The sequence below is a fragment of the Clostridiales bacterium genome (genome assembly GCA_012512255.1).
In the GTDB taxonomy this organism is placed as follows: Bacteria; Bacillota; Clostridia; order Christensenellales; family DUVY01; genus DUVY01.
In genome coordinates this window covers 1-5381 of the sequence record JAAZDJ010000035.1, presented here as the reverse complement: position 1 = coordinate 5381, position 5381 = coordinate 1, and the positions used below count along the sequence as shown (strand labels likewise).

Below are 5381 nucleotides of genomic sequence, written 5' to 3'. Positions count from 1 at the left end.
GGCTTTGTAACGGAAGGCGTTAGGAAAAAATATTATAAGAACCAAGAAGACGCGTATATCATGTGGCGGTATGATGGGGAAAAACCTTGACATAGACATCAATTATATTCAGTCCGGTTCAAAAGAAAAAAATATTTTATTGCTGCACGGCTGGGGAGGAAGTTTGGAATCCTTTCAAGCCGTTTTTGATTATTTTAAGAAAAACTACACGGTAACGGCGATAGATTTTTGCGGCTTCGGCAAAAGCCCGCCCCCGCCGTATCCTTTTGGCGTTGAGGAATACGCCCAAGTGGTATATGGGTTTTTGCAGGCAAAGAACATCAAAAAAACGCATATAATCGCCCATTCCTTTGGCGGCCGCGTAGCCATTGAGCTTGCTTATCTATATCCGGAGGTTGTGGATAAGCTGGTTTTGGCCTCAAGCGCCGGGCTGAAAAGGCGCAAAACCCCCAAATATTATCTTAATGTTTTAAGATACAAACTCGCCAAAAAACTCAAAAAAGACTTGTCCAAATACGGCTCAGCCGATTACAAAGCGGCCAAGGGCGTAATGAGGGATACCTTTGTCAAAGTGGTCAATTGCGACCAAACCAAGCGCCTAAAAAGCATAAAGGCGCCCACGCTTCTTATTTGGGGCCAAAACGACATAGAAACGCCTTTGTATATGGCAAAAAAGATGAACAAGCTGATACAAGACAGCAAACTAATAGTCATAAGGGATACGGGACATTTCGCTTACAGGCAAAAAAGCCTGCTGTTTATAAAACATTGCGAGAGATTTTTGGGGGAGAAAAATGACTGAGCATTATATAATATTGACAATAAGCGCTTTGGCAGCTGTCTTGGCTGTTTTGTCCTCGTATCAACTGGTCCAGCATTATCAGTTATGCGCCTACCATATCGGCGAATATTACAAAAACATAAAAAAATCCCTGATTTTAAGGCTGGCGCTGGAGAGTTTAATTACATTTGTCATAACCTTTAGCTTAATGAGCGTCTTCGTTACATTGGGCGGGCATTTTGGCCTATTGGGGCTTTTAGCTTTTATAGCCTTAATGGTTACGTTTAGCGTATCGCAGTTTATCAAAAAATACAAAACCCCGCTAAAAATAACGCATAGGATTATAAGGTTTTTTATAATCTTAACGGCTGTCAATTTTGGTTTTTGGTTTGTGATTATACGCGCCTTTTATTTTTATGTCCCCGCGCTAAGTTATTCTATTATAGGGCTTGCGCCTATAACGAGCTATATCTTGTGCGGTATAGCCGCGGCGATAGCGGCGCCTATGGAAGCTATTTTACAGACCAAATACATATATCTAGCCAAAAAAAAGCTGGCCGCGATGCCTAATTTAAAAATCATAGGCATTACGGGCAGCTTCGGCAAAACCAGCGTAAAATTTATTTTGCAAAAATTTTTGGAAGGGCGCTATAAAGTATGCGCGAGCCCCAACAGCTTTAACACGCCTATGGGCCTTTGCCGCAGCATCAACCAAAACCTAAAGCCCGGCGACCAAATCTTTATAGCCGAGATGGGCGCAAGAAAAAAGGGCGATATAACCAAACTTTGCGGCATCGCCCCGCCCGATATAGCCGTAATCACGGCGATAGGCGAGCAACATATGGCGACTTTTAAAAACATTGACGCCGTAGCCAGCGCCAAATACGAGATTATCCAAAACCTAAAACCCGAAGGCCTCGCGGTATTTAACCTCAATAGCCAAAAAGTCATAGAGTTATGCCATAAGACCAAGCACGACAAGATAATGGTCGGCAACCTTATTCAAGATAAAGATTGCTTCGCGCATTATTCCAACCCCCAAACCTTTAACCGCGGCAGCAGGTTTTCGCTTACGGTAGACGGCAAGACAATTGACTGCGTCACGGCGCTTTTGGGCTTGCACAATATCGGCAATATAACGCTCGCGGCGGCTTTGGCGTATAAATTGGGCGTAGGCTTGGAGGACATCGCCCAAAAAATTACCGAGCTAAAGCCTATACCGCACAGGCTGCAGCTCATTGAGTCGGGCGGCGGCTTGACTATTATTGACGACTCTTTCAACGCCAATCTAGAGGGCGCTAAAGCCGCTTTGGATATTTTAAAGTCCTTCTTGCAAAAAAAGATAGTCATCACGGCGGGGCTTGTGGATATGGGCAAATTTCAAAGGCGCGCAAACGAAGAATTAGGAAGGCATATAGCGCGCGCGGCGGATTGGTGCATAATCACAGGCCCAAACTCATTATATATATATGACGGGCTTATAAAAGAAAACTTCAGCATAAAACGCATAAGGATATGCGACAACCTTGATCAAGCTGTCAATGTCCTAAACTCAATCCCGGGCAGCAAGGTGGCGCTGTTCCAAAACGATTTGCCCGATAATTATTAAATAAAAGCGAGGCGGTATGAAACTAAATCTATTGGTGTTTTTTGGAGGCAAGTCCTGCGAGCATGACATTTCTATAATCACGGCGCATCAGGCTATGGATTTTATAGACGAGTCCAAGTATAATATTTATCCGATTTACATAGACATCAACGGCTTGTTTTTGCACGGCAAAGAGCTCAAAAATTTTGAGTTTTGCAAAAACATAGACTACCACAAACTCCAAAAAGTTTACCTAAAGCCCGCCGACAGAAACATTTATTACAAAAACAACAAAATATTATGCAAAGCCGATGTAGCCTTGCTTTGCATGCACGGCCTGAACGGCGAGGACGGCACGCTTCAAGGCATGCTTGAGATGTCCGATATCCCATACACCTCAAGCTCGGTATTAGGCAGCGCCTTAGGAATGGACAAAATCGCCATGAAAATGTTTTTCAAAGGCTTGGGCCTTAATGTCTTGCCTTATGCGTGGACCTACAAAGAAGAATATTATCATATTACGGGCAACCAAGATTTCTTAGACAGGGCGCAAGCGCTGGGATACCCGCTGATTGTCAAGCCGTCCAACTTGGGCAGCAGCATAGGCATAACGCGGGTAAGCGACATCCAAAGCCTAAAAGCCGCTATGGACATAGCTTTCAAATTTGACCATAGAGTCCTAGTGGAGCGCGCCTTGACGGACTTTATAGAAGTCAATTGCTCGGTCTTGGGTTGTCCCAACGAGTATAAAGTATCGGTATGCGAAAGGCCGTTAAGCTGGCAGGCGTTTTTGACCTTTGAGGAAAAATATCTCTCAAAAGGCGTCAAAATGGGCGGGATGGACAGCCTAAAGCGCAAACTGCCCGCCGACATACCAGAAGAAATGTCCTCTACGATTCAAAACCAGTCCAAGCAAGTCTTTTTGGCGCTTGGCTGCAAGGGCGTAATCAGGATAGACTATATAATAGACAAAACCGACAATACTGTTTATATTAACGAAGTCAACACAATCCCCGGCTCGCTTAGCTATTATCTTTGGGATTATAGCGGCACGGACTTTTTTGAGCTTATAGACAAACTTATTCAAACTGCGCTTTACGCCGCCGACCAAAAACGCTATCTCAAATACGCCTATGTGTCCAATGTCCTAAACTGCGCGGGCGGCGGAAAAACTTAACAAAGCATTAGTTATTAAGGGCGTTAATTAAAAGCGTTAATATTAATAATTTTTGACAGCCTAATATTTTTAGGCTGATTGTTTTTGGCGCAAACATTTTGGGATAGGGCGCCTTTTATGTTATAATACCAAAGGTAACAACAAGGAGGGCTTTATGAAAATCAAGATGACTGCGCCTTTGGTAGAGATTCAAGGCGACGAGATGACTCGCATTTTGTGGGATTGGATCAAGGAGATATTATTAGAACCCTATATAGAATTAAAAACCGAGTTTTATGACTTGGGTCTGATGTCAAGGGACCAAACTTCCGACCAAATAACCATAGACGCCGCCAACGCGATCAAAAGATTGGGCGTGGGCGTCAAATGCGCGACCATAACGCCTAACCATCAGCGTATGGAAGAATATGCCTTAAAAAAGATGTGGCCAAGCCCCAACGCGACAATCAGGGCGATTTTGGACGGGACTGTGTTTAGGGCGCCTATCTTAGTTGACGGGATTAGGCCCTATATCCCCGCGTGGAAAAAGCCCATAACGATTGCCCGTCACGCCTACGGCGATATTTATAAAAGCGTGGAATATTCCGCGCCCCAAGGCTCAAAAGCCGAATTGGTTGTCACTGCGCCCGACGGCAGCCAAAAAACGCTTCTTATCCACGATTTTGAGGGCGGCGAGGGCGTCGTAAGCGGAATGCACAACACGGTCAAGTCTATTACAAGTTTCGCGCGTTCTTGCTTTAACTACTCGGTTGATACCCGTCAAGATTTGTGGTTTGCCACCAAAGATACAATATCCAAAACTTACGACGGCAAGTTCAAAGAAATATTTAACGACATATACCAAAACGAATACAAATCCAAGTTTGACGAGCTGGGCTTAAATTACGAATACACGCTTATTGACGATTCCATAAGCCGTGTTGTAAGAAGCGAAGGCGGTTTTATTTGGGCGCTCAAAAACTATGACGGCGATGTAATGAGCGACATGATAGCCACGGCTTACGGAAGCCTTGCTATGATGACTTCGGTTTTGGTCAGCCCCGACGGCAAATACGAATACGAGGCGGCGCACGGAACGGTAACTAGGCATTATTACAGACACCAAAAGGGCGAGGAAACATCCACTAATTCGGTAGCGACCATATTCGCTTGGACGGGCGCGCTTAACAGACGAGGCGCGCTGGACAATAACGCCCAGTTATCGGACTTTGCCAAAAGGTTGGAAAAGGCCACATTAACGACCATAGAGCAGGGCGTAATGACAGGCGACTTAGTAGGGCTGTTCAAAAAGGACGGTGTAACGCCCAAAAAAGTCAACTCAAAAAAATTTTTATATGAGATAAAAAACAGGTTGGAAAATTTATAAAAAATTAAAAAAACCTTGCGACAAGGTCAAAAATTAAAAAAATACTATATTTTTCTTATGGCAAACGCCTTTGAAAAATCCAAAAAAATATGTTAAAATTATATCGCAGCAAACAGCCAAAAATATGCGTTTGGCTGTTTTTTAAAAGGCCGCGGCGGACCTTTAAAATGACAATATAAATATTTAAAAAATAAAATATATTAATACCAAATTTTTGCGTATATGTAAAAATTTTAATAAAAATTTTTGGCGCTTGCCGCGGCAAACGCGGTCAAATATTTGACATAAAAATTTATAAATGATATTATATCTTGGCACTAATTTTGGAGAAGGGTAAACCGACCAAGGCTAAGCGCGGGTGTAGCTCAGTGGTAGAGTTCCAGCCTTCCAAGCTGGCTGCGTGGGTTCGATTCCCATCACCCGCTCCAAACTTTTTAAGCGCCTGTAGCTCAGCTGGATAGAGCAACGC

4 protein-coding genes and 1 tRNA gene are annotated in these 5381 nt (G+C 43.7%); all 5 read left to right on the top strand.

Annotation, left to right across the window (positions count from 1 at the left end; all coding sequences use genetic code 11):
* The first annotated feature begins 70 nt into the window (after positions 1 to 70).
* Positions 71 to 802, top strand: a complete 732-nt coding sequence (locus tag GX756_01965) for an alpha/beta hydrolase (protein NLC16631.1) — start codon at positions 71 to 73, stop codon at positions 800 to 802.
* A complete protein-coding gene (locus GX756_01960) occupies positions 795 to 2390 on the top strand; it encodes a UDP-N-acetylmuramoyl-tripeptide--D-alanyl-D-alanine ligase (GenBank protein NLC16630.1) in 1596 nt (531 codons plus the stop codon). Before GX756_01965 ends, GX756_01960 begins: the two co-directional genes overlap by 8 nt.
* A 16-nt stretch (positions 2391 to 2406) precedes the next feature.
* The gene (locus GX756_01955; GenBank protein NLC16629.1) at positions 2407 to 3546 is read left to right on the top strand and encodes a D-alanine--D-alanine ligase; all 1140 of its coding nucleotides are present in this window, start codon (positions 2407 to 2409) and stop codon (positions 3544 to 3546) included.
* A 154-nt stretch (positions 3547 to 3700) separates the two neighbouring features.
* Entirely contained in the window at positions 3701 to 4912 is a 1212-nt protein-coding gene (locus tag GX756_01950; GenBank protein NLC16628.1) for an NADP-dependent isocitrate dehydrogenase, read from the top strand.
* Between the two features lie 354 nt (positions 4913 to 5266).
* Positions 5267 to 5340 (top strand) — tRNA-Gly (locus GX756_01945).
* Positions 5341 to 5381 lie beyond the last annotated feature (41 nt).

Coding starts and splice junctions, on each gene's coding strand:
- GX756_01965 (NLC16631.1), top strand. CDS start 71: ATGATGGGGAAAAACCTTGACATAGACATCAATTATATTCAGTCCGGT.
- GX756_01960 (NLC16630.1), top strand. CDS start 795: ATGACTGAGCATTATATAATATTGACAATAAGCGCTTTGGCAGCTGTC.
- GX756_01950 (NLC16628.1), top strand. CDS start 3,701: ATGAAAATCAAGATGACTGCGCCTTTGGTAGAGATTCAAGGCGACGAG.
- GX756_01955 (NLC16629.1), top strand. CDS start 2,407: ATGAAACTAAATCTATTGGTGTTTTTTGGAGGCAAGTCCTGCGAGCAT.